Source organism: Methylobacterium sp. WL6 (assembly GCF_008040095.1).
In the GTDB taxonomy this organism is placed as follows: Bacteria; Pseudomonadota; Alphaproteobacteria; order Rhizobiales; family Beijerinckiaceae; genus Methylobacterium.
The window spans coordinates 1-25358 of record NZ_VRVH01000043.1 but is presented as its reverse complement, the minus strand read 5'-3'; the positions used below and the strand labels follow the sequence as shown (position 1 = coordinate 25358).

The following is a 25358-nucleotide window of genomic DNA, read 5'->3' as shown; positions in this document are numbered from 1 at the left end:
GTGCGCACGATGACCCTGCCCGACAGCTATCAGGACCACGACAGCCCGGACAAGATGTACGCCGAGGCCGGCCTCGACGCCGCCAGCATCGTCCGGAAGGTCGAGGACATCCTCCCCGAGCGGAAGGAAGGGCGTTCGCGTCTCCGCCTCGCTTGAGGGTGTCGTCGCGCGCCACGATCCGGGCCGCCTGTGGCCCGGATCGCCTTGTCGTGCACGTCATTCGATGACAAAAGCCGGCTTGCTGCGGTGCGATGCCCAAAACGAAGGCATCGCCCGCGTTCCCGTGACGATTCGAGCGTGATGGCAGAGGCGACCCCAAGCGGTTCTTCCGACCTCGGCCCGGTGCTGATCACCGGCGCGAGCGGCTTTCTCGGGCCGGCCCTGGTCGACGTGTTCCGCAACGCCGGATTTCCGGTGCGCATCATGGTGCGCGCCACGAGCCCGCGCACGAACCTGACCTGGTCCGACGTCGAGGTCGTCGAGGGCGACATGCGCGACCCGGAGGCCTGCGCGGCCGCGATGCGGGGCCAGCGCTACCTGATCCACGCCGCCGCCGACTATCGGCTCTGGGCGCCGGACATGGAGGAGATCGTCCGGACCAACCGCGACGGCACCCGCAACCTGATGCGCGCCGCCCTCGAGGCGCGCGTCGAGCGCGTGGTCTATACGTCCAGCGTCGCCACCATCAAGCCGCCGGACGACGGCGTCACGCCCTCGGACGAGACGCGGCCGCTGACGCCCGAGACCGCCATCGGCGCCTACAAGCGCAGCAAGGTCGTGGCCGAGCGCGTGGTCGACGCGATGGTGGCCGGCAGCGGACTGCCCGCGGTGATCGTCAACCCGTCGACGCCGATCGGCCCGCGCGACGTCAAGCCGACGCCGACCGGGCGCATCATCCAGGAGGCGGCGCTCGGCAAGATGCCGGCCTTCGTCGACACCGGCCTCAACCTCGCCCATGTCGACGACGTGGCCGCCGGCCACCTGCTCGCCCTGCGCAGGGGGCGGATCGGCGAGAAGTACATCCTCGGCGGCGAGAACGTGCTGCTTTCGCAGATGCTCGGCGACATCGCCCGCATGGTCGGCCGCAAGCCCCCGACGGTGAACCTGCCGCGGGCCGTGGTCTACCCGATCGCCTTCGTCTCCGAGCAGATGGCGCGCATCACCGGCAAGCAGCCCTTCGCCACGATTGACGGCATCCGCATGTCGCGCTACCGGATGTTCTTCTCCGACGCGAAGGCGCGGGCCGAGCTCGGCTACGCCGCCCGCCCCTACCGGGAGGGGCTGTCCGACGCGATCGACTGGTTCCGCGGCGCGGGATACCTGCCGGGAGCCCAGCGATGAGCGCGTCCGGCACCGCCACGGAGCTGCGCTCGGGCAAGGGCGCGAACGACGAGAACTTCCCCGTCGCCTCGCACCTGATCCATCCGAAGAATCGCGGCGCGATCCTCGCGTTCTATGATTTCGTCCGCGCCGGCGACGACGTCGCCGACCATGCCGCGCTGTCGCCCGAGCGCAAGCTCGCGCTTCTCGACGGTCTCGCCGACGCCCTGACCGGCGCGGGGGCCGCCGACCCGGAGGCCGAGCCGCTCAAGCGCGAGCTCGCCGCCCGCGGGCTGCCGCCGCGCCACGCCCTTGAGCTGCTCGACGCGTTCCGGATGGATGCGCGCAAGAACCGCTACGCCGACTGGGACGAGCTGATCCATTACTGCCGCTACTCGGCGATGCCGGTCGGTCGCTACGTCCTCGACGTGCACGGCGAGGATCCCGCCCGGGTCTGGGCCGCCTCGGACGCGATCTGCGCAGCGCTGCAGATCGTCAACCATCTCCAGGATTGCGGCAAGGATTTTCGCACTCTCGACCGGGTCTACATCCCGCAGGACGCGCTCGATCGGCACGGCGCCACCGTCGCCATGCTGGGAGCCGCCAAGGCGACGCCGCAATTGCGCGCGGTCATCCGCGACTTGGCCGAGCGGACGCTGGGCCTGCTCGACGCGGGCAAGGTGCTGCCGGACCTGATCGACGACCTGCGCCTGTCGCTGGAGATCGCGGCGATCCACCGGCTCGCCGTCGTCCTCGCCCGCGGGCTGCTCGATCGCGATCCGCTCTCGGAGAAGGTCCATCACGGCAAGGCCGGCTTCGCGTTGACGGCGCTCGGGGGCATCGGCGCGACGCTGGCCCGACGGCCGTTCCGAGGCCGCATCGTCCGCGCGGCGCCGCAGGGCAAGGCTTACCCATGACCGTCACCGCCACCGCGATGGCCCTGCCCGCCGACGAGGCCCCGGCCCTGCCGGCGGCCGGCTCGTCGTTCTACACCGCGATGCGCCTGCTGCCGAAGGAGCGGCGCGAGGCGATGTACGCCGTCTACGCGTTCTGCCGTGCGGTCGACGACGTCGCCGACGACGGCGGCGCGGCCGACCTGCGCGCGGCCGAGCTCGACCGCTGGCGCGCCGACATCGACGGGCTCTATGCCGGCAGGCCCGCGGCGCGCGTGCGCGACCTCGTGGTTCCGGTGCAGCGCTACGACCTCAAGCGGGAAGACTTCCACGCCGTGATCGACGGCATGGCGATGGACGCGTTCGAGGACATCGTCGCGCCCGACGCGGCGACCCTCGACCTCTACTGCGACCGGGTCGCCAGCGCCGTCGGGCGCCTGTCCGTGCGGATCTTCGGCATGCCGGAGGCGCTCGGCATCGAGCTCGCCTGGCACGAGGGCCGGGCGCTGCAGCTCACCAACATCCTGCGCGACATCGACGAGGATGCCGAGCGCGGCCGGCTCTACCTGCCGCGGGAAAGGCTCGCCGCGATCGGCCTGACCGATCCGACGCCGCACGCGGCGATCACGCATCCGCGCATCGGCGAGGTCTGCGCCGCGCTCGCGGCGGAGGCCGAGGCGCATTACGCCGCGACCTGGGCGATCATCGCCAAGAGCCCGCGCAAGCCGACCAAGGCGGCCCGCCTGATGGCGGCGGCCTACCGGCTCTACCTCGTCGCGCTGCTCAAGCGCGGCTGGGCGATGCCGCGGGCGCGGGTGAAGCCGAGGAAGCTCGCCCTCGTCGCCGTGGCGCTTCGGCACGGGATCGTCTGATGGCGACGGTCCACGTCGTCGGTGCCGGGCTCGCGGGCCTGTCGGCCGCCGTCTCCCTGGTGGAACGCGGCGCCCACGTCGTCGTGCACGAGGCGGCCAAGCAGGCCGGCGGCCGCTGCCGGTCGTACTACGACCCGACGCTCGGTCTCGAGCTCGACAACGGCAATCACCTGCTGCTGTCGGGCAACGCCGACGCCCTCGAGTTCCTGAAGCGCGTCGGCGCGCCGGACGACGCGCTGACCGGCCCGGACGAGGCCGCCTTCCCGTTCGCCGACCTGAAGACCGGCGAGCGCTGGACCCTTCGCCCGAATGCGGGCCGGGTGCCGTGGTGGGTGCTGAGCAAGGCGCGCCGCGTGCCGGGCAGCCGCGCGCGCGACTACCTCGCGCCGCTCGGCATCCTGCGGGCGGCAGCCGGCAAGGCGGACGGTGCCGGCGGGACGATCGGCGCCAGCATGGCCTGCGAGGGCGCGCTCTACGACCGGCTCTGGCATCCGGTCCTGCTGGCGGCGCTGAACACCGAGGTCGCCGAGAGCGATGTCGGGCTGGCCGCCAAGATCCTCCGCGAGACGCTGGGCGCCGGCGGGGCCGCTTGCCGCCCGCTGGTGGCGGTGAAGGGCCTGTCCTACGCCTTCGTCGACCCGGCGCTGCGGTACCTCGCATCGAGCGGCGCCTCCGTCCGCTTCGGCCGGCGCCTGCGTGGGTTGGGCCTCGGCGCGGCCGGCGTCGAGCGGCTCGACTTCGCCGACGGGGCGGTCGACGTGGCGGACGGCGATTCGGTCGTGCTGGCCTTGCCGCCCTGGGTCGCCTCCGAGATGCTGCCCGGCCTGTCCGCGCCGAAGGCGTTCCGCTCGATCGTCAACGCCCATTTCAAGATGGTGCCGAAGGCGGGCTCGCCGCTGATCCTCGGCATGGTGAACTCGCTGACCGAGTGGCTTTTCGCCTATCCCGACCGCTATTCGGTGACGATCAGCGGCGCCGACCGGCTGCTCGACGTGCCGCGCGAAGATTTGGCCAAGCAGATCTGGGCCGAGATCGCGACCGTGGCCGACCTTGCCCCGGAACTGCCAAGCTGGCAGATCGTCAAGGAGAAGCGCGCGACCTTCGCCGCGACGCCGGTTGAGGCCGCGCGCCGCGCCGGCGCGGAGACGGCGTGGTCGAACCTCGTGCTCGCGGGCGACTGGACGGCCACCGGGCTGCCCTCGACGATCGAGGGGTCGATCCGCTCGGGCAAGACGGCCGCACTCGCCCTGTCGTGCGATCCGGCACGCACGCGCGGCGCCGCATGAGGCAGGACCGAGACGAGCATGCGTTCGGACCGGCGACGGGCCGGTACGGCCCATGCGTAGGCAGGATGAGACGGGCGAGCCGTGATCCGATCCGGGACGATCGGGCGCGGATCGAGAGTTGTGGCCGTTTGAGGCGAGGATGATGCGAGAGGCTGTGAACAAGGTCGAGGCGCTGCAACGCCCGAAGACCCAGGCGATTTCCCTAGACGACGTCGATCACGGCGTCGCACGGGCGACCCGCGCCCTGACCGCTCTCGCCCAGGCCGACGGGCACATCTGCTTCGAGCTCGAGGCCGACGCCACGATCCCGTCCGAGTACATCCTGTTCCACCAGTTCCGCGACACCCGCCCCCCCGAGGGCCTGGAGCCGAAGATCGGCAATTACCTGCGCCGCACGCAGGAGAAGCATGGCGGCTGGGCCCTCGTCCACGAGGGGCCGTTCGACATGAGCTGCACGGTGAAGGCCTACTTCGCCCTCAAGATGATCGGCGACGACATCGAGGCGCCGCACATGCGCCGGGCACGCGAGGCGATCCTGTCGCGCGGCGGCGCGGCGCAATCCAACGTCTTCACCCGCTTCATCCTGGCGCTCTACGGCGAGGTGCCGTGGTCGGCGGTGCCGGTGATGCCGGTCGAGGTGATGTTCCTGCCGAAGTGGTTCCCGTTCCACCTCGACAAGGTGTCGTACTGGGCCCGCTGCGTGATGGTGCCGCTCTTCGTGCTGCAGGCGACCAAGCCGCGGGCGAAGAACCCGCGCGGCGTCGGCATCGGCGAGCTGTTCCTGACGCCCCCGTCCAGCGTGCGCCGCTGGCCCGGCAGCCCGCACGCGACCTGGCCGTGGACGCCGATCTTCGGCGCGATCGACCGCGTGCTGCAGAAGGTGGAGGCCTACTTCCCCCATCGCATCCGCCTGCGGGCGATGGAGAAGGCGCGGGCCTGGGTCAGCGAGCGCCTGAACGGCGAGGACGGGCTCGGCGCGATCTTCCCGGCCATGGTCAACACCGTGCTGATGTACGAGGCGATGGGCTACGGCCCGGACCATCCGCAGGTCCGCGTCGCCTGCGACGCGATCGAGAAGCTCGTCGTGGTGAAGGCGCACGAGGCCTACGTGCAACCCTGCGTCTCCCCGGTCTGGGACACCGCTCTGGCCGGGCACGCGCTGCTCGAGGCCGGCGGCACCGATGCCGAGGGGCAGGCCCGCGCCGGCCTCGACTGGCTGTTGCCGCGCCAGGTGCTCGACATCGCCGGCGACTGGGCGGCGGCCAAGCCCAAGGTCCGCCCCGGCGGCTGGGCCTTCCAGTACGCCAACGCCCACTACCCGGACCTCGACGACACCGCCGTCGTGGTGATGGCGATGGACCGCGCCATGCGCCAGCACGGGCTGGTGGCCAACATGCCGGACTACACCGCCTCGATCGCCCGGGCGCGCGAATGGGTCGAGGGCCTGCAGTCGAAGGACGGCGGCTGGGCGGCGTTCGACGCCGACAACAACCACATGTACCTCAACCACATCCCGTTCTCGGATCACGGCGCGCTGCTCGACCCGCCGACCGCGGACGTGACCGCCCGCGTCGTGTCGATGCTGTCGCAGCTCGGCGAGACCCGCGAATCGTCGAAGGCCCTCGATCGCGGCGTGACCTACCTGCTCAATGACCAGGAGCAGGACGGCAGCTGGTACGGCCGCTGGGGCATGAACTTCATCTACGGCACGTGGTCGGTGCTGTGCGCGCTGAACGCGGCCGGGGTCGATCCCGCCTCGCCCGAGATCCGGCGCGCCGTGGAATGGCTGATCCGCATCCAGAACCCGGATGGCGGCTGGGGCGAGGACGCGTCGAGCTACAAGATCGATCCGGCGTTCGAGGCCGGCTCCTCCACCGCATCGCAGACCGCCTGGGCGCTGCTCGCCCTGATGGCCGCCGGGGAATGCGACGACCCGGCCGTGACCCGCGGCATCAACTTCCTGGCGCGCACGCAAGGAACCGACGGCTTCTGGAACGAGGAGCGCTACACCGCGACCGGTTTCCCGCGGGTGTTCTACCTGCGCTACCATGGCTATCCGAAGTTCTTCCCGCTCTGGGCGATGGCGCGCTACCGCAACCTCAAGCGCGGCAACAGCCGCCGGGTGGCGTTCGGGATGTGATCGGCCGACTTTGCGCGATCCGAGCGGAGCGGGCACGGGCGGGAAGGACCGCCTGCGCCCCCCCGGGCTCGGCGAGCGGTCGGGGTGATTTGTAGGACGGACCGCCGGTGATCGCTTCGCGGATGCCACCCTTCACGATCGTCGACCCATGATTCGCGTGGAGCCGGCGTCCCCTGCCCGCGCGGTCGGTCTCCATGCGCCCGACCCCGCGTCGAGCCTTCCGGTGCTCGCCGTCACGGGCCTCGCCAAGGAACGCCGGCTCGCCTCGGGCCCCGGCGTCGAGGCAGTGGGTGCCGGCGGAAATCCCGCCCGTCTCGCCGCCCTGCTGGCGTCGCGGGATCCGCCCGGCTGCCGCGCGATCGTCAGTATCGGCATCGCGGGCGGTCTCGATCCGGACCTCGTTCCGGGCGACGTGGTGGTCGCGGCCGGAATCGTCGCGGCGGACCGGCGCTACGAGGCCGATCCGGCGGTCGCGGCCGCCCTGCTCGCGCGCCTCGGTCTGCCCGGCGACACGGTTCGCTCCGGCGACCTCGCCGGCGTAGATGCTGCGGTGATGAGCGTCGCGGGCAAGGCCGAGCTGCGGGCGCGCACCCGGGCGCTCGCCGTCGACATGGAATCGCACGTCGCCGCCGCCTTCGCGGAGCGGCACGGTCTGCCGTTCGCGGCGATCCGCGTGGTCTGCGATCCGGCGCACCGGGCCTTACCCGCCTTCGCCGCGCAGGCCCTCAAGCCGAACGGCGAGCCCGACATGCTCGCCGTCCTCTCGGCTGTCGCACGAGGATCGGCCCGGATCGGCGATCTCGTCCGCCTCGCCCGCGATTCGAACGCCGCCTTCGGGGCGCTGAGCCGCTGCCGCACGCTCCTCGGCCCGAGCCTCGGGGTGCCGCCGCACGAGGATCGCCGCGGCGCCTGAGCGTGCGGCTTCGGCGATCCTCTAGCTCGCCTGCTACCACTGATAGCGAAGTCCCGCGGTGACGCCGTGGGCGACGCCCGTGCGGGTGCCGATGGCCGCCTGATAGTCGACCCGCCAGCCCAGGTCGTCGGTGAGGCTGCCCTGCAGGCCGGCGACGGCGCTGACGAAGTCGTCGCGCAGGAACGGCACGGCCACGGCGGCGGTGGCGAGACCGTTCTGGACGCTGGCGAGACGCACGGTGCCGCTGCTGCCTTGCGGACCCGTGGTGAGGTTGTACGCCAAGCGCACCGACGGGATCAGTCCGGCGTGCCCTTAATAGGCCAGCTCGCCGCCGAAGCGCACCGTGGTTTGAACCAGGGTGAGGTCGCGATACGCGATGTTGTTGCCCGCCGCTCCGGTCTCCGTGAAGCCGTCGACGGTGCCGGACAGGTGGGTTATGCCTGCGAACGGCGTCAGCCCGAGGTCGCCGGCTCGGATCGGCACGCCGGCCTCGCCGTCGATCGCGAAGGCGCTGCCCGAGCTGCGCCCGGACGCGGTGAGCCCGTAGGCCGCAGGTCGGCGGATCCCGTCGAGGCTGACCTCCGGCGCGCCGCCGACGATGCCCTGGGCGTAGAAGTCCGCACCGTAGTAGCCGGCATAGGCCGAGACCGTGAAGGCGCTCTGGTCCTGCCGGAAGCCGCCGGCGCGGCTGAGCGACCCGCCGCCGCCGCCGACGGCGACGCCCGCGCGCCAAGCTCCGGGCAGCGGAAGATCGAGTCCGGCGCTGCCCTGCGCGATGGTGCGGTCGAGGGCGAGGCCGCCGTTGCGCGGCTGGTCGGCGAACACAACATCGCCGCCGATCCACAAGCCGCCGGACTGGCTCCAGGGCCCGGCGAGGCCCTGGCCGCGGCGCAGGGCGGCGAGGTGGTCCTGCACGCCCCGTGTCGCCGACGCGGCGAAGCCGAGGGTCGCGCCGCCGAGCCCCTGAAGCACCACGGGCGCCGTCTGCTTCATCACCGCGAGGGAGAGCGGATCGACGTAGGTGGGCAGCGTCAAGCGATAGGCGAGCAGCACCGAATCGTTGTTGATGCCGGCATCGTAGCCCTGACCGTTGATGCTGCCGTGCCGGGTGAGGAAGTCATTGTCGTTGCCGACGAGCAGGAAATAGTCGTTCGGCGCCCGCTCGCTCAGCACCGGCACGAGACCGAGGGCCTCGAACTTCTCCGAGAGCGTGGTCTGGGTCGCCGGGTTGGTGTTGAGGTTCATGCCGAAGCGCCCGAGCTGGACCGGGTTCAGCAGGTTGACGATCTCGGTCGTCTGCGCCGGCTGGACCCCGGGCCGCAGGGTGCCCCCCGGCGAGATCGGGGTGGCCCCGTCGTAGGGGGTGCCGGCGATGTTTGTGGCCTGCGCGATGTCGACCAGCAGGACGCTCTTGTAGACGATCGGCGTGGTGTTGCCGGTGCCGAGCCCGTTCGAATCGCGCGAGAGCACGAGGAACTGGGTGTCGTTGAGGGCCAGCATGTCGCTCTGTGCCGCCGTCCGGTTCGGCGCGCCGCCGTTGCCGGTGTCGCGGTAGGTCGGCAGCTGCAGCACGTATTCGCGCGCGGGCGCGGCCGGTACCGCGCTGCCGGCGAGGTCGTAGATCAGGATGCGGGTGTTGTTGCGCTGCTGCTGATTCGGGCCGGAATCCTGGAGCGCGGCGCTCTGCAGGATGGTGACGAGGCTGCGGCCGTCGGGGGCCAGCGACAGCGCCTCGAAGCCCTGGTTGTTGCGTCGGCCGGTGTCGGGCGGGTTGATCGAGTTGAAGTCGAGCGCCCCGGTCGTGCGCGGCCGGATCGCGTCGGGCGCGCCGAGCACGCCCTGAAGCTGCCCGCCGGCGCTGAAGTAATAGATGTTCGGCCCGTACTCGTCGCTGACGTAGAAGGAGCCGTCGATTCGCCGCGCGAGACCTTCCGCATCGAGGCTGATCCGGCCTGCGCTCGGCCCGCTCGCCGCCGAAGGCAGCACCGCGCCGAGCTGGGTCGTGGTGCCGGATGCCGGATCGAGACCGCTGAAGCGCCGGCCGTTGGCATCGGTGAGCACGATGCCGCCGTTCGGCACGATCGCGATCTGCCGCTGGGAGGCGATCGATTGCGGCAGGCCCGCGCCGGGATCGGGCGTGAAGCTGAGATTGAAGCGGTTCAGCCGGCCGGCGTAATCGGAGAACAGCCCTCCGCTCGGATCGTTGTAGCCCCGATCGGGCAGCGTGTAGAGCGTGCCGCTGTAGGTGGCCCCCAAGCGCCGCCAGCTGGCGAGGTCGATCGCAAGCGCGGAGAACGAGCCCAGCGTGTCGCCGAGGAAGTCGCGGGTGGTGGCCGGCAGCCGGCCGACGCCCTGGAGACCCTGGTTCACGACGGTCGCATCGCCGACCGTCACCGCCACCGGGCCGTCGGCCGTCGTCAGGTTCGGCGTGCGGATCGCCTGGGCCGAGGCCGCGCCCGTCAGGAACGCGAGCACGCCGAATGAGCCCACGGCTCGCGCCGCGCCGTACCGTGTCACCATCGCGGGATCCCCCAGCCACTCAAGCTGAGCCGCAGCTAGGGATTGGGCATGACGGCCCGGTGACGGCAGGAAGGATATTTGTCCTGCGTTGGGTCGGCTGCAGACATCGTGTCGCGAAAGGCACGACGCTCCACCGAGCCTCGCCGAAACGAAGGAGGCCCGCACGGTTTCCCGGGCGGGCCTCCTCGAATGCGCGTGGCCGAGCCGTCAGGCCGCGGTGCGGTTGCGGGCTTCGCGCTTGGTGTCGACGCCGGAGGCTTTGATCTCGGAGAGCTTCTGGGCGACGTTGCGGGAGAACACGAACTCTGCCGGGCGCTGGTTCTCGAGGCTGACCTCGGGGGCCATCTCGCCCTCGGTCTTGATCCCGCGGATGGCGTGGATCAGCGGCTTCCAGGGCTTGCGCACCGAATCGACCACCGAGGAGGCCTCGTAGCCCGAGTGGACCATGCAGTCGGCGCACTTCTCGTAGTTGCCGGTGCCGTAGGAATCCCAGTCGGTCTCCTCCATCAGCTCCTTGAACGTGGCCGCGTAGCCCTCGCCGAGCAGGTAGCAGGGCTTCTGCCAGCCGAACACGGTGCGGGTGGGGTTGCCCCAGGGCGTGCAATGGTAGGTCTGGTTGCCGGCGAGGAAGTCGAGGAACAGGCCCGACTGCTGGAACGCCCACTTCTGGCGGCCCTTCTCCTTGCCGGCGCGGAACACGCCACGGAACAGGTCCTTCGTCGCCTTGCGGTTCAGGAAGTGCTGCTGGTCGGGCGCGCGCTCGTAGGCGTAGCCGGGCGAGACGGTGATGCCGTCGATGCCCATCTTGGTCACGCTGTCGAAGAAGTCGGCGATCTTGTCCGAGGACGAGTTGTTGAAGAAGGTGCAGTTGATGGTGACGCGGAAGCCCATCTCCTTCGCCTTGGCGATCGCCGCCACGGCCTTGTCGTAGACGCCGCGCTGGCAGACCGAGCCGTCATGCATCTCCTTGTCGCCGTCGAGATGGATCGACCAGGTGAAGTACGGGCTCGGCTTGTACTCCTTGATCTTCTTCTCGAGCAGCAGCGCGTTCGTGCACACGATCGCGAACTTCTTCTGCGCGATGATGCCCTCGACGATCTGCGGCAGGTCCTTGTGCAGCAGCGGCTCGCCGCCGGCGATCACCACCATCGGCGCGCCGCACTCGCGCACGGATTCCAGCGCGTCCGCCACGGGCAGGCGCTTGTTCAGGATCTCGTCGGGGTAATCGATCTTGCCGCAGCCGGCGCAGGCGAGATTGCAGCGGAACAGGGGCTCCATCATCATCACGAGCGGATAGCGCTTCCGGCCGGTGAGATGCTGCTTGATGATGTAGCTGCCGATCGTCGCGACATACCGGAGGGGGATTCCCAAGATACGGCTCCTGTTTGCGTAGCCCCGAACCAAGGGGCTGCTTAACGTGAAAAAAATTCGAATTCCAGCGCTCTAGCCTGGAACCGATCTGAACGGGCCGGTCCTGGGCCGTTTCGCGTGCGTGTTTGCGGGGCTGACGCAACCGCGCCACAGCCCGAGGGCCGTTCCTGCGAACGCGTCCTGCTTCGGGGGGACCCCATCCTGCCAATGCGTCGGCAATGCGACGGCAGTCCCGCGAAACACCGCATCCCGTGATATTGCGGTGCGAAACGGCGCCGGCGCCACACATCGATGGGGAGAGCCGCCCGCCTCGGGGGTCGCTGCGTTGCAATCGCAGGGCTGCAAGATTACTGAGCGCTGCGGCCTTGGCGCAACGATCGTGCCTCGGATGCGTCCTCATCCCGCATCGTCCGGTGCGTTCACCGGGTCGGCGCCGCGTCTTCGGCCACACGGCATCGTGAGACGACCGCGTCTCGATCAGGTCCGATCCTGCCTCGATGCGACCGGGTGGATGTGGCGAAGGTCTCGCGCCGTCGACGGGTCCCGCGGGAACCGTCCCGGCAGCATACAAGATGTGAGAGTCGTGCGGCCTCGAAGGGCAGCCGCTCCAGGCAGGTAGGGTACTCGTGATCGAACGTCTCGTCGCGTTTTCCGTCCGACATCGCTGGGTCGTGATCGCCCTGGTGGCCCTGGTCACCGCCGCCAGCACCGGCATCGCGGCGCATCTGTTCCGCATCAACACCGATGTCGAGCGGCTGATCGATCCGAAGGAGCCCTGGCGCCAGGACGAGATCAACTACGAGAAGGCGTTCCCGCAGCGCACGAACACGGTCGTCGCGGTGATCGACGGCAAGACCCCGGAGCAGGCGGAAGAGGCCGCGAGCGCCTTCGCCAAGGCGATCGCCGTCCACAAGAACCTGATCGAGACGGTCTACCGGCCCGACGGCGGCCCCTTCTTCGAGAAGAACGGCCTGCTGCTGCTGCCACAGGCGGAACTGGAGAAAACCACCGAGCAGCTGGTGCAGCAGCAGGGCCTGCTCGGGCCGCTCGCCTCGGATCCGAGCCTGCGCGGCGTGATGCGGGTGCTGGCGCTCGGCGCCCGCGGCATCAAGAGCGGCGACGCCAAGATCGAGGATCTCGACAAGCCGATGGGCGAGATCGACCGGACGTTGCAGACGGTGCTCGACGGCAAGCCGGCGCGGATGTCCTGGCAGCTCCTGCTGTCGGGCGGCGAGAGCAAGACCACCGACCTGCGCAAGTTCGTGCTGATCCAGCCGGTGCTCGATTTCAACGCGCTGCAGCCGGGCTACACCGCGACGAAGCTGATCCGGAACGTCGCCAAGGAGCTGAACATCGATCCCGAGCACGGGCTCGAGATGCGTCTCACCGGCCCGGTCGCGGTCGCCGACGACGAGTTCGCGACGCTGTCCGACGACGCGCTGCTGAACAACCTCGTCACCGTCGGCGCCATCGTCCTGTTCCTCTGGCTCGCCCTGCGCTCGGCGCCGCTGGTGGTGTCGGTTCTGATCACCACCTTCTCCGGCCTGATCGTCACGGCGGCGCTCGGGCTGCTGATGGTGGGCGAGCTCAACCCGATCTCGGTGGCCTTCGCAGCCCTGTTCGTCGGCCTCGGCATCGATTTCGGCATCCAGTTCTCGGTGCGCTACCGTGCCGACCGCTACGAGCAGCCGACGCTCGAGGACGCGATCCGCGCCGCCGCGCGCGGGGTCGGCTGGTCGCTGACCCTGGCGGCGGTGTCGCTGATCGCCGGCTTCTTCGCCTTCCTGCCGACCGCGTTCCGCGGCGTGTCCGAGCTCGGCCTGATCGCCGGCGTCGGCATGGTCGTCGCCTACCTGTTCGCGATCACCCTCCTCCCGGCGCTGATCGCCGTGTTCCGGCCGAAGGGCGAGAAGGCCGCCGTCGAGACCACGTGGCTCGCAGGCGTCGATCCGTGGATCATCCGCAATCGCAAGCCGGTGCTGATCGTCGTCGGCCTCGTCACGCTGGCCGGCGCCCCGCTGCTGTGGAAGCTGCCCTTCGATTCGAACCCGATGCACTTGCGCAGCCCGCACGTGGAATCGATCGCGACCTATCTCGACCTGATCAAGGATCCCGCCACGAGCCCGAACGTCGCCGACGTGCTGGCTCCGAGCGTCGACGCCGTGCCCGAGGTCACGAAGAAGCTCGCCGCGCTGCCGCTGGCCGCCGACATCATGAGCATCGACACCTTCGTGCCGCGCGACCAGGACAAGAAGCTCGCCACCGTCGCCGAGACGGCCGAGCTGCTCGATCCGATCCTCAACCCGACGCGCAAGCCGCCGCCGCCGACCGATGCCGACAACGTCAAGGCCTTGAAGGACACCGCGGCCGCCCTGACCGGCATCGCCGGCGGCAATGCGCCCGGCAACAAGACCGCCGGCCGTCTCTCCGGCACGCTCGACAAGCTGGCGGCCGCTAAGCCGGCGACGCGCGAGGCCGCCTCGGTCGCCCTCACCACCGATCTCGGCCCGCTGCTCTCGCGGCTGCGGACGGTGCTGCATCCCGAGAAGATCACCCTCGCCAACCTGCCGCCGCAGCTGAAGGCCGAATGGGTCGCCGCCGACGGCCGCGCCCGCATCGAGGTGCATCCGAAGGGCAATTCCAACGACGACGAGGTGCTGCGGCAGTTCGCATCCGAGATCCAGAGCGTCGCGCCGCACGCCACCGGCGCGCCGATCGCGACGACCTCGTCGAGCTACACCATCCTCGGCGCCTTCGTGCAGGCGGCGGTGACCGCCCTGGTGCTGATCTTCATCATCCTCTCGGTGGCGCTGCGGAAGCCTTGGGACGTGGCGATGACGCTCGGGCCGCTGGTGCTCGCCACCTTGTGGACGCTGATGGCGCTGCATGTCGTGGGCATGCCGCTGAACTTCGCCAACATCATCGCCCTGCCGCTGATGCTTGCGGTCGGCGTGGCGTTCCACATCTACTACGTGATCGCTTGGCGGGCCGGCGTCACCGACATGCTGGCCTCCAGCCTGACGCGGGCGATCTTCTTTTCCGCGCTGACCACGGGCACCGCCTTCGGCTCGCTGGTGCTGTCGAGCCATCCCGGCACGGCGAGCATGGGCAAGCTGCTGGCGCTGTCGCTGTTCTTCACGCTCATCGCCGCCTTTTTCGTGGTGCCGGCCTTCCTCGGTCCGCCGCCGGCCAAGCCCGATGCCGATCGCCCCGAGGGGGAAGAGGCCGGCCGGTTGCCCGGCACGGGCCAAGCCGTCCGCCCGGAGCCCGCCGCCGTGAAGTGACGGACGGCAGGCCTTTCTGCTCAAATGCACGGCGTCGTCCCACGGGGACGGCGCCGTTCTCGTTTGGTGGGCAGGCTTTAATCCGCGAGCGACCTCGGTCGGCGTGCAGGCTGCGATCAGTGCGCGAGCGTCGCGGTGCCGGTCCCGGTCGGCTCGGTCACGTTCGCCTTGGCGGATGCTCCCGCGGCCTTGGAGGCCTGCGGCAGGCTCGTCGCATCGATGACGTCAAAGCGGACGCCGTCCTCGGCCTGCTTCAGCGCGGCATTCGCCTCGTAGTACTTGCCCTGGTCCAGCAGCGTCGAAGCCTGGTCGACATCCGCCGTCGTCTTCGCCAGCGGCACGACGGCCATGGTGAAGTTCACGTTCACGCCGGCCAGCTTCAGCTTCTCGGCCGCGCCCTTCCGGTCGCCCTTCTCGAGATTCTTGTTGGCATCGGCCACAGCTGCCGCCTTCTGCGGCGTGGCGACGAAATCCTCGTCGAGCAGCAGCTGCCCGTCGACCGGCAGCCACGCGATGGGCTGCTTCATGTCGCCGACGCCGGTGCCCTTGGCCGGCATCGCCTTGGCGGCGGCGGGCGGCTTGAGATCGGCCTCCGCCTTGGTGAACACGCTCTCGTCGGTCTTCGCCTTTGCGAGGACCGCCTGCGCATCGTGGACCAGCGTCTTGGCCTGGGCCGGGTCGGCATCGAAGATCGCGATCCGGGCGAGATGCAGGTCGCGGAAGCCTTTCGCCCCATCGGCCGACAGCTTGCCGACGTCCTTCTGGATCGCGGTTTCGTGGGAGGCGGCGGTCGTCGCGGCTTGGTCGGCGGCGTAGGCGGCGCCCCCGAGGGCGACGGAGGCGGTGAAGACGGTGGCGAGGAGGGTGTAGCGGGTCAAGACGACATCTCCGATCCGTCCCATGCGGCGGCGAGGGTCTGTTGCGACGATCGTCTTGTGCCCTGGGGCTGCTGTCGGAACGCGGGCGCCGAAGCCCACGTTGCATGAAATTTTGGTCATCAATCGGACATGCTTCCGAAACGCAAGTCCTGATGAGCTATTTGCGAAGATATACAGTCGTTTGACGGTGCCGTTTCTGAAGCGTTTAGGGCGAAAGCTTCTGCGGGCTCCGTGATGAGGTCGTCATCGTCTATTCGGTGCGAAATCCGAAAACCCGCCGCAGACGATCCCCGACCGCGCGACCGCATCCACGGAGGCCCGCGCGACGAGCGCGTCCCGCTCCGCGGCGTAGGCGTAGCCCGGGGCCTCGCCGAGGAAGCCGCCGGCGGTGGCCGGGTGGGTGTAGAGCTCGGTCAGGCCGTCGGGCAGGTGCGCGAGCAGGCCGGCCACGCGGGCGGGCGTCATCGCTCCGGACCAGGCCAGACCCAGGGTTCGATCGGGAATGGTCAGCCCCATCATCCGGGCCCGGACGGCGAGCAGGGCCGCCCAGGGTGCCGTATCGAGGGCCACCCGCGGGGTCGCACCGGGCTCGGCGCGCTTCAGCACCGCCCGCGGCTCGCGCGGCACGCGGATCGAGCGCATCCCGTAACGCGGCCCGATCGACAGCACCGCGCCGGCGATCAACGGATGCACGTGGAAGTGCTTGTGCGCGTTCACGTGATCGAGTGGCAGGCCGGTGATGCGGTAGGCCTCGAACTGCGCGGTGATCTCGGCGGCGAGCTGGCGGCGGGCCGCCGGCCTCAGCGCAAGGTCGAGGCCGAGGCGTTCCATGTCGCGACGCATCAGGCCGGCGTCATCGGTGAGATCCGGCAAGGTGGCGGCCGGCAGCGTCGGCCACGCCTCGACGAGCACCAGATGCAACCCCACGCGCAGCGACGGCATCCGCTTGGCGCGGGCGACCGCGTCCGCGGCGGCGGGGGCCGAGACCATCAGGCTCGCCGCCGTGAGGATGCCGTCGCGATGGGCCTGCTCGACCGCCTCGTTGACCTCCGGGCTCAAGCCGAAATCGTCGGCGGTGACGACGAGACGCTTCACGAGACACTCCGGTGTACGGGGGCGCGGCTGTTTGCCGGGGGCCTCGGGCCCGGACCCCAGAACGAAGACGGCCGGGCTTTGGGGCCCGGCCGTCTGGATCGGTCTATGCGATGGAAAGCTGGCGCCCTTGTCAGGCGGCCTTGGCGGTGCCCTGACGCTCCTTGAGGAAGCGGTAGAACTCCACGCCCTCGCGCAGGCGGCGCTTCATCATGTCGGGCGAGCGCACCATCTCGGAGACGATCGATGCGATCTTCGGGGCGCGGAAGTAGAACTTCCGGTAGAACTCCTCCACCGCCGCGAAGATCTCGGCGTGCGACAGGTGCGGGTAGTGCAGCGGCGCGATCTGCACGCCGTTCTCGTCCACGAGCTCGGCGTTCTCGACGTCGAGCCAGCCGTTCTCCACCGCCTGCTTGTAGAGGAAGGTGCCGGGGTACGGCGCTGCCAGCGAGGCCTGGATGGTGTGCGGGTTGATGCGCTTGGCGAAGGCGATCGTCTCCTGGATCGTCTCGCGGGTCTCACCCGGCAGGCCGACGATGAAGGTGCCGTGGATCGCGATGCCGAGGTCGTGGCAATCCTTGGTGAACTTCTCGGCGACCTCGACACGCATGCCCTTCTTGATGTTGTTCAGGATCTTCTGGTTGCCGGACTCGTAGCCGACCAGCAGCAGGCGCAGGCCGTTGGCCTTCAGCACCTCGAGGGTCTCGCGCGGAACGTTCGCCTTGGCGTTGCACGACCAGGTGACGCCGAGCTTGCCCAGCTCGCGCGCGATCTCCTCGGCGCGGGGCAGGTTGTCGGTGAAGGTGTCGTCGTCGAAGAAGAACTCCTTCGTCTGCGGGAACTCCTTCAGGCAGTACTTGATCTCCTCGATCACGTGCGCGACCGAGCGGGTGCGGTAGGTATGCCCGCCCACCGTCTGCGGCCACAGGCAGAACGTGCAGCGGCTCTTGCAGCCGCGGCCGGAATAGAACGAGATGTAGGGGTGCTTGAGGTACCCGATGAAGTACTTCTCCATCTCGAGATCGCGCTTGTACACGCTCGTGACGAAGGGAAGCTGATCCATGTCGGTCATGATCTCGCGGTCCTCGTTGTGGACCACGACGCCGTCGGCGTTGCGATAGGACAGACCCTTGATCTCCGACATCGGCGTGCCGTCGGCGACTTCCTTGACGGTGAAGTCGAACTCGTTGCGGGCGCAGAAGTCGATGCACGGCGCCTGGGCCATCGCGCCGGCGGCGTCCACCGCGACCTTCGCGCCGATCAGGCCGGCGATCAGCTTGGGGTTGGCGGCCTTGAGCGCCTCGACGGTCTTCACGTCCGACTTGAACGACGGCACCGAGGTGTGGAGCACCACCATGTCGAAGTCGTTGGCCTGGGCCACGATCTCGGCCAGCTTGATGTTGTGCGGCGGCGCGTCGATCAGCTTCGAGTTCGGCACCAGGGCGGCCGGCTGGGCGAGCCAGGTCGGGTACCAGAACGACTTGATCTCGCGCTTGGCCTGGTAGCGGGACCCGGCGCCGCCGTCGAAGCCGTCGAAGGTGGGAGCCTGGAGGAAGAGCGTGCGCATGGGGTTCAAGGCCTCAGAGCAGGGCGATCGGATCGAAAGGATGACGGATCGAGGATGGCAAGTTTAAACGACGGGACGGCAAGGTCAGACGGTGGGCGACTCAGCATCCTGGCCGAGATTGCCCTCCGGAATAAGCGTTCCATCCGCAACGACGCGATAATCGTGACCTTTCCATGTCACCGCCCCCGATACGAAGCTCCATGAGAAGTTCGCGAACGAGAGGATGTCGCGGATCGGCAACAGCCAGTACGGGTGGGGGCCGATCCCGAAGGCACGCTCCAGCCGCATCGACAGGATGATGCGGCAGGCGAGCGCCAAGGCCGCGACGCCGAGCGCGGTCGCGCCGGCCTCCGGCATCAGCGCGGCGATCAGCGCGATCGGGAAGGCGTGGGTGACGATCGAGCCGGCATAGCCGGCCGGGTCGACGTTGCGGATGGTGCGGTTCCAGCGCAGCTCGTGGCTCCACAGGCCCGCGATCGCGGTGTCGACGCAGGTATGCCCGATGGTGAAGTTCGGGATCGCGAGCCGGCCGCCGAGCCCGCGCAACGCCTCGCCGATGGCATAGTCGTCGGCGAGGTCGTCCTTGAAGGTGGCGAACCCGCCGATCTTCGCCAGCGACGCGGCGGTGAACGCGATGGTCGAGCCGAAGCACGGCTTGGCGAGGCCGAGCGCCGTGCCCATCACGACGTTGGGCAGGAACTGCACGTCGATGGCGAGCGCCGAGAGCTGCGCGAACACGCCCCGGTCGCCCGGAACGCCGTGGTACAGGCAGGTCACCCCGGTCACGCCGGGGGCGGACAGCTCGGCCACGACGCGCTCGAGATAGTCGGGGCGCACCACCATGTCGCTGTCGGCGAGCACCACCACCTCGTGCCGAATCACCTCCGACATGTTGATCAGGTTCGAGACCTTGCGGTTCGAGCCGTGCTGGCGTGCGTCGACGACGAGGTCGATGCTGAGCTGCGGGAAGGCCGCCTCGATGCGCCGCACGACGCCGATCGCCGGGTCGCCGGCGCTCTGCACGCCGAACACGATCTGCACCGGGCCGGCATAGTCCTGGGCGCAGAAGGTCCGCAGGTTCTCGAACAGGTTCGGCTCGAGGCCGCAGAGGGGCTTCAGCACCGTCACCGAGGGCCGCGCCGCATCGTCGGCGAAGGCGGGCGCCACCTTCGCGGAGCACCGCCCGGCGAGGAACGCCGCGGTGAGCGCGTACAGGCAACCCGCGAGCGCGGGGACCAGAAGGATCGGCGAGAGCCAGGTCAGGTCCATGGGAACGTCGCTCGGTCGCAAGGTGCGTGGGATCGATGGGCCGCGGCGTGCGGCACGAAAGCTCTATGCAGGCCGTTCAAGGCGCCGGTTTGGCGTTCAGCATGCCGTCGGTGCGTTCGCGCAGGAATTTCAGCACCGCGTCGGCCCCGCCGGCCTTGAGCGGCTGGCCGAGGCTCGCCCGCTGACCCGCGACCTCGCTGACGTTGCCGTTGAGCAGGACGTCCTGGATGCGGTTGTCGGAATTCACGACGAAGTCGATCTGCGAATCGTCCCCGTCCGGGGTGGTGACGTGGGTGAGGACGCGCTGGTTCGTTCCGCTCGCCTCGCTCTTGCGCGTCACCTCGAACTTCGCGCCGGCCGCCCGTGCGAGGCGGTTGGCGTAGGTCACGACGAAGTTGCGGCGGAACGCTTCGGTGATCGCGCCCTGCTGCTCGGGCGAGAACTCCGCCCACTTGGCGCCGATCGCCAGGCGGACCATCGCCGGGTAGTCGAAGGACCGCTCCAGGGTCGGGCCGACCGCGTCGATGCGGTCCTTGAGGATGCCGGCCCCGTTCTTCACGGCGGCGTCGAAGCGGGCGTAGAGCCCGTCGACCACCGCGACCGCCGGGTCGTCGGCAGCGAAGGCCGGAACGGTGCCGGCGACGAGCGCCAGCGCGAGGATCAACCGGCGCATCAGGCGCACTTCTTCAACTCCGGCACCGCGGTGTCCTCGATGTGGGCGCTCTGCCCGCGGGGGGGCGCATAGCTGTAGAACGGTCCGAGCGTCGCGGGTGCGGGGACGGCCCCGACCCGGCGAAAGGTGGTCCGGCCCTCCTCCTGCGCGGAGGCCCCGGGCTCGCTCGCCTCGCGGCGCAGGCGGCCCTCCTGCGTGTGCCAGAGCCACAGGCCGGGAACGCCGACGAGGAGGTCGGCCAGACGCTTGACCAGCGACAGGGCGAGCGCCGCCTCGGCCGGGATGCCGAACAGGGCGCAGAGCGCGATCAGCCCGCCCTCCTGCGCGCCGAGCGCGCCGGGGACCGCGAAGGCGGCGCCGCGCACGGCCTGGGCCAGGCTCTCGATCACGATCGCCTCGGCGAAGCTCACCGGATAGCCCATGAAGTGCAGGCAGACGTAGACCTCGAGTGAGCCGATGACCCAGCCGACGAGGTGCACGCCGATGCCCGAGACGATGCGCAGGGGCGCACCGTAGAGGCGTCGCAGGTTGTCGTAGAGCACGTCGACGGCGCCGAGCGCCTGCCATTCGCGGCCCGAGGCGAAGCGGTCGACGATCCCCTGGATCAGGCGGTGCCCCGCGCGGCGCTGGATCAGGTAGAACGCGCCGATGGCGGGGGCGGCGATGGCGAGGCCGCCGGCGACGGTGCGCACGATCGGCCCGTCGCCCGCGAGCCAGATCAGGAGCCCGAGGCCGGCGACGGTGAAGAGCAGCTGGGTCAGCGCCTGCGTCATCATGTCGACGAACATGCTGGCGCCGGCCAGGCCCCCGGCGATGCCGCGCTTGGCCAGAAGGCGCGCGCCGATGAAGTCGCCGCCCACCGTCGCGACCGGCAGCAGCGTATTGATGCCCTCGCGCACGAAGCGCAGGTTGATGCAGGCGGCCAAGCTCGGGCGGCCGGCGACGGGGAAGATCACGAACCAGCCGAGGCCGGCCCAGGCGACGGCGACCGCGCGCGCGGCGACCACCGCCAGCGCGCCCCAGCCGGCACTCACCACCGCCGCCGCCACATCCTCGAGACCGGAAGACAGGAACAGGCCGACGACCGTGCAGAGGCCGGCGATCAAGGCCAGGGTCGTCAGACGCTTCATGATCCTCTTTCAAGCTCGGGGGTGGCTTGATGCTGGATTCTCGCCGCGATTTCGACCGAAAAAGACCGCTGCGGACGAGGAGTAAGGCTCAAGTTGCAGCAACGATCGGCAATGTCTATCACCCGATAGACACAGTGCGGACCAAAGCGGCACCAGGGGTTTCGCCCCGAGCAGACCGCCCGCGCAGCGTATCACGAAGGGATCACCATGGACCGCGACGCTTCCCACTCGGCCGGAGAGGCCGTGCTCGACGACGCCCGTACCGACGGCTTCGTCCGCGGCGACCCGGGCGTGCCGGCGCCGCACTCGCCGGTAATGGCCTGGAACGAGTGGGACCCGCTGGAGGAGGTGATCGTCGGCTCGCTCGACGGCGCCACGATCCCGACGCACCACCTGACCGTGATCTTCAACCTGCCGCGCGCCGCGCAGCCGTTCTACCGCTTCGCCTCGGGCTTCCGGTATCCGGCCTTCATGAAGAAGCTCGCGCAGAAGGAGCTCGACAACTTCATCGGCATCCTCGCCGGCGAGGGCGTGAAGATCCGCCGCCCGGACAGCATCGACTTCTCGAAGAAGTACCGCGCCCCGCGCTGGTCGTCCCGCGGCTTCTGCGTCGCCTGCCCGCGCGACCCGTACCTGGTGATCGGCGACGAGATCATCGAGAGCCCAATGTGCTGGCGCTCGCGCTACTTCGAGGGCGACGCCTACCGCTCGCTATTCAAGGAGTATTTCCGCAACGGCGCGCGCTGGACCTCGGCACCGCGGCCGCAGCTGACGGACGAGCTCTACAACTACGATTATCGCGTGCCGAACCTGAAGGCCGGCGAGCCGATGCAGTTCACGGTCAACGAGTTCGAGCCGGTCTTCGACGCCGCCGACTTCGTCCGCTGCGGCCGCGACATCTTCGTCACCCGCTCGAACGTCACCAACCTGATGGGCATCGAGTGGCTGCGGCGCCACCTCGGGTCCGGCTTCCGCGTCCACGAGATCGAGAGCCGCTGCCCGCAGCCGATGCACATCGATTCGTCGTTCATGCCGCTCGCGCCCGGCAAGGTGCTGGTCAACCCGGACTACATCGACGTCGAGAAGCTGCCGGCGGTGCTGAAGAAGTGGGACGTGCTGGTCGCCCCGCGTCCCGACCCGGTCGAGGGCTTCATGAGCAAGATCTCGATGTGCTCGCCCTGGACCTCGATCAACGTGCTCGCCATCGACGAGAAGAAGATCGTCGTCGACCAGAGCCAGCCGACGCTGATCAAGGCGCTCAAGGATTGGGGCTTCGATCCGATCCCGGCGCCTTTCCTGAGCTACGGCCCGTTCGGCGGCTCGTTCCACTGCGCGACGCTCGACGTGCGCCGTCGCGGAACGCTGAAGTCGTACTTCTAGGATTTCACTGATCGTCCGCCGCATGATCCCCTCCCCCTCTGCGGGGGAGGGTGGGCCTCGCGTCAGCGAGGGTCGGGAGAGGGGATCGGCCTCTCCGGAAGCGTTGCCCCCTCACCCGACCCGCTTCGCGGGCCACCCTCCCCCGCAGAAGGGGGAGGGAAACCGGTCTCAGCGAGAGAACTTCTTGTACTTGATCTTCTTCGGCATCAGCGAGTCGGCACCGAGGCGGCGCATCTTGTCGGCCTCGTAGTCGGAGAAGTTGCCCTCGAACCACTCGACGTGGCTGTCGCCCTCGAAGGCGAGGATGTGGGTCGCGATCCGGTTCAGGAACCAGCGATCGTGGCTGATGATCACGGCGCAGCCGGCATAATCCTCCAGCGCGTCCTCAAGCGCCCGCAGCGTCTCCATGTCGAGATCGTTGGTCGGCTCGTCGAGGAGCAGCACGTTGGCGCCACCCTTCAGCGTGCGCGCGAGGTGCACGCGGTTGCGCTCGCCGCCCGACAGCGTGCCGACCTTCTTCTGCTGGTCGCCGCCCTTGAAGGCGAAGGCCGCGCAGTAGGCCCGCGAATTGATCTCGCGCTTGTTGAAATAGATGATGTCGTTGCCGCCCGAGACCTCCTGCCAGACCGTTGCGTTGGGATCGAGCGCATCGCGCGACTGGTCGACGTAGCCGAGATGCACGGTCTCGCCGACCGAGATCGCGCCCCCGTCGGGCTTCTCCTGGCCGGTGATCATCTTGAACAGCGTCGTCTTGCCGGCGCCGTTCGGGCCGATGACGCCGACGATTCCGCCCGGCGGCAGCTTGAACGACAGGTCCTCAATCAGCAGCCGGTCGCCGAAGGCCTTGTTGAGGTGGTCGAACTCGATGACGTTGTTGCCGAGCCGCTCGTCGATCGGGATCACGATCTGGGCCGCGGCATCGACCTTGTTGTTCTGCTTGGCGACCAGCTCCTCGTAGCGCGTGATGCGCGCCTTCGACTTGGACTGGCGCGCCTTCGGCGAGGCGGCGATCCACTCCTGCTCGCGGGCGATCGAGCGCTGACGGGCCATGTCCTCGCGGCCCTCCTGCTGCAGGCGCTTTTGCTTCTGCACCAGCCAGGCCGAGTAGTTGCCCTCGTACGGGATGCCCTTGCTGCGATCGAGCTCGAGGATCCAGCTGGTGACGTTGTCGAGGAAGTAGCGATCGTGGGTCACGATCAGGATCGCACCGGGATAGTTCTTCAGGTGGCCTTCGAGCCAGTTCACCGTCTCGGCGTCGAGGTGGTTGGTCGGCTCGTCGAGCAGCAGCAGCTCCGGCTCCCACAGCAGCAGCCGGCACAGCGCGACGCGGCGGCGCTCGCCGCCCGACAGCGTGGCGACCGGCTGCTCGTCGCTCGGGCAGCCCAAGGCCTCCATGGCCTGGTCGACCTTGGATTCGAGCTCCCACAGGTTCTTCGATTCGATCTCGTCCTGAAGGCGGGTCATCTCGTCCGCCGTCTCGTCGGAGTAGTTCATCGCGAGCTCGTTGTAGCGGTCGAGCAGCGCCTGCTTCTCGGCGACGCCCTCCATCACGTTCTCGCGGACCGACTTCGTCGGATCGAGCTGCGGCTCCTGCGGCAGGTAGCCGACGCGGGCGCCCTGGGCGACGAAGCCCTCACCGGTCCACTCGGTGTCGATGCCGGCCATGATCTTCAGCAGGGTCGACTTGCCCGAGCCGTTGATGCCCAGCACGCCGATCTTCGCGTCGGGGTAGAAGGACAAGTTGACGTTGTCCAACACCTTCTTCCCGCCGGTGTAGGTCTTGGTCAGGCCTTTCATGTGGTAGATGAATTCGCGGGCCATCGCAGGCATCCTATCAGGTTCGGCGGGGCCGGCGCGGGAGCGCGCCCGGCCCGATGACGGGTACAGGGCCGCACGGGCAGGCACGCGCCATGCCCGCGGCGAACCCTGCGCGGTACGGTTCTGCGGAGCGTGCGCGTCGCACCCTTCCCCGCAATCCCTGGAGATGATCCCGCTCGCGTATCAGGACGGCCGGTGCCGGGCAAGGATCGGGGCGTGGTGGCCGCTGTGGGACTCGAACCCACACGGGCGAAGCCCGAGGCATTTTAAGTGCCTTCCGTCTACCAATTTCGGCAAGCGGCCCCTCGATGTGCCGAAGCGGTAGCCGCCGGCGTCGGCGAGATCAAGCGTTCGGCGTCCAGCCGTAGAGCCAGGCGTAGCGCGCGCGCATGCCGTCGGGCCCGAGGCGGCGCATCACCGCGTCGCGCACGAAGGCGGTGAGGCCGCCGGCATGGTAGGTCCGGCCGTTGCCGCGGGCGGCGCGCTGCACCCGGCGGACGCGGCGCCGGCGCGCCTTGGTGTAGGCCGCGAGCGCGTCCGCGACCGGATGCTCGGCGAGGCACCGCGTCAGGATCGAGCAGTCCTCGATCGCCAGCGCCGCCCCCTGCGCCAGGAACGGCAGCACCGGGTGGGCGGCATCGCCCAGCAGCGCGACCCGGCCGCGCGCGATCGGCCGCGCCACCGGGCGGTCGGCGAGCGACCAGACCAGCCAGGAATCCGGCACGGTCAGCAGCTCGAGCAGCTCCGGCGCGCAGGTGCGGAAATGCGCGCGCAGCACCGCCGGATCCCCGAGCCGGCCCCAATCCTCGTCGCCCTGCCGCTCGGGCACGATCGCCACGACATTGAGGTCGCGGCCGGCATGAATCGGGTAGTGGACCACATGCCGGCCGCGCCCGAGCCACAGCCCGGTCGCCTCGCCGGCCAGCGCCTCGGGCACGGCCTCGCGCGGCAC

19 protein-coding genes and 1 tRNA gene are annotated in these 25358 nt (G+C 69.5%); 8 read left to right on the top strand and 12 right to left on the bottom strand.

The window, feature by feature from the left end; genetic code table 11:
* Positions 1–300: 300 nt before the first annotated feature.
* The 6 genes from hpnA to FV230_RS08920 all read left to right on the top strand — a co-directional run bounded on the left by hpnA (position 301) and on the right by FV230_RS08920 (position 7424).
* Positions 301–1341 carry a hopanoid-associated sugar epimerase gene (gene hpnA / locus FV230_RS08945; RefSeq protein WP_147842112.1) on the top strand — a complete coding sequence of 347 codons (1041 nt, stop codon included), beginning with the start codon at positions 301–303 and terminating at the stop codon, positions 1339–1341.
* On the top strand, positions 1338–2237 hold the full coding sequence (gene hpnC / locus FV230_RS08940) for a squalene synthase HpnC (RefSeq protein WP_147842111.1): 900 nt from the start codon (positions 1338–1340) through the stop codon (positions 2235–2237). The genes hpnA and hpnC overlap by 4 nt, the downstream gene beginning before the upstream one ends.
* On the top strand, positions 2234–3085 hold the full coding sequence (hpnD, locus tag FV230_RS08935; protein ID WP_147842110.1) for a presqualene diphosphate synthase HpnD: 852 nt from the start codon (positions 2234–2236) through the stop codon (positions 3083–3085). The genes hpnC and hpnD overlap by 4 nt, the downstream gene beginning before the upstream one ends.
* A complete protein-coding gene (gene hpnE / locus FV230_RS08930; protein WP_147725750.1) occupies positions 3085–4371 on the top strand; it encodes a hydroxysqualene dehydroxylase HpnE in 1287 nt (428 codons plus the stop codon). The genes hpnD and hpnE overlap by 1 nt, the downstream gene beginning before the upstream one ends.
* 142 nt (positions 4372–4513) lie before the next feature.
* Entirely contained in the window at positions 4514–6511 is a 1998-nt protein-coding gene (shc, locus tag FV230_RS08925) for a squalene--hopene cyclase (RefSeq protein WP_147725753.1), read from the top strand.
* A gap of 148 nt (positions 6512–6659) precedes the next feature.
* A complete protein-coding gene (locus tag FV230_RS08920) occupies positions 6660–7424 on the top strand; it encodes a phosphorylase (protein ID WP_147842109.1) in 765 nt (254 codons plus the stop codon).
* A gap of 33 nt (positions 7425–7457) precedes the next feature.
* Here FV230_RS08920 and FV230_RS30655 read toward each other — a convergent pair whose 3' ends face one another.
* The 3 genes from FV230_RS30655 to hpnH all read right to left on the bottom strand — a co-directional run bounded on the left by FV230_RS30655 (position 7458) and on the right by hpnH (position 11315).
* Complete coding sequence (locus FV230_RS30655; RefSeq protein WP_246694802.1) at positions 7458–7712, bottom strand: hypothetical protein; 255 nt, start codon at positions 7710–7712, stop codon at positions 7458–7460.
* 24 nt (positions 7713–7736) lie between these two features.
* Entirely contained in the window at positions 7737–9944 is a 2208-nt protein-coding gene (locus FV230_RS08915) for an esterase-like activity of phytase family protein (protein WP_246694801.1), read from the bottom strand.
* Positions 9945–10151: 207 nt separating this feature from the next.
* Positions 10152–11315, bottom strand: a complete 1164-nt coding sequence (hpnH, locus tag FV230_RS08910; protein WP_147725747.1) for an adenosyl-hopene transferase HpnH — start codon at positions 11313–11315, stop codon at positions 10152–10154.
* 626 nt (positions 11316–11941) lie between these two features.
* Here hpnH and FV230_RS08905 point away from each other — a divergent pair.
* Complete coding sequence (locus FV230_RS08905) at positions 11942–14599, top strand: MMPL family transporter (RefSeq protein ID WP_147842108.1); 2658 nt, start codon at positions 11942–11944, stop codon at positions 14597–14599.
* A 116-nt stretch (positions 14600–14715) separates the two neighbouring features.
* Here the strand turns inward: FV230_RS08905 and FV230_RS08900 are convergent, their stop codons facing one another.
* The 6 genes from FV230_RS08900 to FV230_RS08875 all read right to left on the bottom strand — a co-directional run bounded on the left by FV230_RS08900 (position 14716) and on the right by FV230_RS08875 (position 21208).
* Positions 14716–15477, bottom strand: a complete 762-nt coding sequence (locus tag FV230_RS08900) for a YfdX family protein (RefSeq protein WP_246694800.1) — start codon at positions 15475–15477, stop codon at positions 14716–14718.
* 243 nt (positions 15478–15720) lie between these two features.
* A complete protein-coding gene (gene hpnK, locus FV230_RS08895; protein WP_147842106.1) occupies positions 15721–16572 on the bottom strand; it encodes a hopanoid biosynthesis-associated protein HpnK in 852 nt (283 codons plus the stop codon).
* Between the two features lie 130 nt (positions 16573–16702).
* The gene (gene hpnJ / locus FV230_RS08890; RefSeq protein ID WP_147725743.1) at positions 16703–18136 is read right to left on the bottom strand and encodes a hopanoid biosynthesis associated radical SAM protein HpnJ; all 1434 of its coding nucleotides are present in this window, start codon (positions 18134–18136) and stop codon (positions 16703–16705) included.
* An 84-nt stretch (positions 18137–18220) separates the two neighbouring features.
* Positions 18221–19405: a bacteriohopanetetrol glucosamine biosynthesis glycosyltransferase HpnI gene (gene hpnI / locus FV230_RS08885; RefSeq protein WP_147842105.1), complete on the bottom strand. Its 1185-nt coding sequence runs from the start codon at positions 19403–19405 to the stop codon at positions 18221–18223.
* Between the two features lie 76 nt (positions 19406–19481).
* Positions 19482–20078, bottom strand: a complete 597-nt coding sequence (locus FV230_RS08880) for an ABC transporter substrate-binding protein (protein WP_187275450.1) — start codon at positions 20076–20078, stop codon at positions 19482–19484.
* Positions 20078–21208 carry a flippase-like domain-containing protein gene (locus FV230_RS08875; protein ID WP_147842103.1) on the bottom strand — a complete coding sequence of 377 codons (1131 nt, stop codon included), beginning with the start codon at positions 21206–21208 and terminating at the stop codon, positions 20078–20080. Before FV230_RS08875 ends, FV230_RS08880 begins: the two co-directional genes overlap by 1 nt.
* Positions 21209–21415: 207 nt before the next feature.
* Between FV230_RS08875 and FV230_RS08870 the strand changes: the two genes are divergently transcribed.
* A complete protein-coding gene (locus tag FV230_RS08870) occupies positions 21416–22588 on the top strand; it encodes an amidinotransferase (protein ID WP_147842102.1) in 1173 nt (390 codons plus the stop codon).
* A gap of 168 nt (positions 22589–22756) precedes the next feature.
* On the opposite strand, the gene ettA is transcribed toward FV230_RS08870, so the two are convergent.
* The 3 genes from ettA to FV230_RS08855 all read right to left on the bottom strand — a co-directional run.
* A complete protein-coding gene (gene ettA / locus FV230_RS08865; RefSeq protein WP_147728950.1) occupies positions 22757–24409 on the bottom strand; it encodes an energy-dependent translational throttle protein EttA in 1653 nt (550 codons plus the stop codon).
* A 214-nt stretch (positions 24410–24623) separates the two neighbouring features.
* A tRNA-Leu gene (locus tag FV230_RS08860) sits at positions 24624–24709 on the bottom strand.
* A 40-nt stretch (positions 24710–24749) separates the two neighbouring features.
* On the bottom strand, positions 24750–25358 hold a 609-nt coding region (locus FV230_RS08855), incomplete at its 5' end, for an FAD-dependent monooxygenase (protein WP_187275449.1).